At 40.4% G+C, this 1,528-nt stretch carries 1 protein-coding gene and 1 rRNA gene; both read left to right on the top strand.

Features of this window, described 5'->3' with window-relative positions; translation table 11 throughout:
• The first annotated feature begins 261 nt into the window (after window positions 1-261).
• Window positions 262-921 carry a DUF2057 domain-containing protein gene (locus FTU54_RS15085; protein WP_180074913.1) on the top strand — a complete coding sequence of 220 codons (660 nt, stop codon included), beginning with the start codon at window positions 262-264 and terminating at the stop codon, window positions 919-921.
• A gap of 492 nt (window positions 922-1,413) precedes the next feature.
• Window positions 1,414-1,528: ribosomal RNA gene (locus tag FTU54_RS15080) — 16S ribosomal RNA — on the top strand; the annotation flags it as partial.

The raw sequence follows: 1,528 nt of genomic DNA, 5'->3' as shown, positions 1-1,528 counted from the left end.
CATGAAATACGGTATTCTGATGTGACAAAACCTGAATCCTGGTCGTTAAAGTGTTTGTTTGCACTCATATTTTAACTGTTAGGACTCAGGTTTTTTTATTTAAAGCAAACTATGGGACAGCAGTGGCATTCAGCGCTCTTTTTTTATGGCAAAACGCCACTAAAAAGAGAGAAATTGGGCTTTAATAGTTTTTGTCATAAAACTGTCATTTCAGCGCTGCATAGTGCAACTAAAATTGAACAATCGACTAGAGTGAACAGCATGGCTTTACGTTTATCCTTCGCAGCACTGGCTTTAAGTTTAAGTAGTACAGCTTTCTCGGCAGTGACCATTACGGCACCGGAAGAAATTAAAGTTGAAGGTTTAAATGGTCAGGAAGTGAAAAGCCGTCTGTTTAGCAGTAATCATAACTATAGCGTGCAGCCTGGCGAGAATGTGCTGAGCGTACGTTATGTACAGTTTTTTGAAGAGCATCCGGGCATTGGTTCACACGATATTGTACGTTCGGGCATCGTGCATATTGAAACTCCGGTTTTACAAGATAAAGCCACATACCGTTTAGGGCTGGTGAATCCACCAAAAACGCATGATGATGCCAAGGAGTTTGCCAAGCAGCCGGTATTCGGTTTATTTGATGCGAAAAATCAGCTGCTGGTGCAGCAGGCTGGAGCCAAAGATTTAAACCGTGGCATTTTACAAAACTTATTTAGTACTTCTTCAACAGAATCTGCGCAGGCCGCACCTGTATCGGTGACACAACCAGCAGCGGTGTATAGTCCGCAAGCAGTCGTGACAACCAAACCCGTTGCAACTGTTAGCAATGTTGCCGGTGCAGATCAGCAGCTGATTCAGCTGTGGCAACAAGCATCAAAAACAGAACGACAAAAATTCATGTCATGGTTAGCAGAACAGGCCAATTAAAAACCGTAATAAAATGAAAAGATTATAAAACCAGCTTCGGCTGGTTTTTTATTTATAGATTTAAAGTCTAAGTGGACTACTTTATTTTTATAATTACTTAGCTAAACTTAGTAATACAGATGAAATATGCAGCAATCTGGTTTAAAAATAACCAGACAGGTGCTTTTTTCTTAAAACTTTATAAAATGTGCTTGCAAAGCTTTTAAATTTCTCTAGAATGCACCCCATACCGACGAGATACACGGTGATGAACGAGGCGGATAGCTGAGTTGTCGAGTGTTTTGAGTCCAGCTTCTGGCACTGACGAGGTGTTAGAAAGATCATTAAGAGATTATGAAGAACAACTTGTGTGGATTTTTATCGGTTGATCGATTGAATATATTTTCATTGATTAATGGTAGAAATTACTCGAAGTTTATTTGAGCGAATTTTTGTCAGTAATTGATGAGCCAGAATTAAGTACTTTGTCTTAACTAAAGTACAAAATGATTTTAACTGAAGAGTTTGATCATGGCTCAGATTGAACGCTGGCGGCAGGCTTAACACATGCAAGTCGAGCGGGGATAGGGTGCTTGCACCTGATTCCTAGCGGCGGACGGGTGAGTAA

The organism is Acinetobacter sp. YH12116, assembly GCF_013418895.1.
Taxonomy (GTDB): domain Bacteria; phylum Pseudomonadota; class Gammaproteobacteria; order Pseudomonadales; family Moraxellaceae; genus Acinetobacter; species Acinetobacter indicus.
Note: the sequence above shows the minus strand (reverse complement) of the source record. Positions and strands in the feature narration are given on the sequence as shown.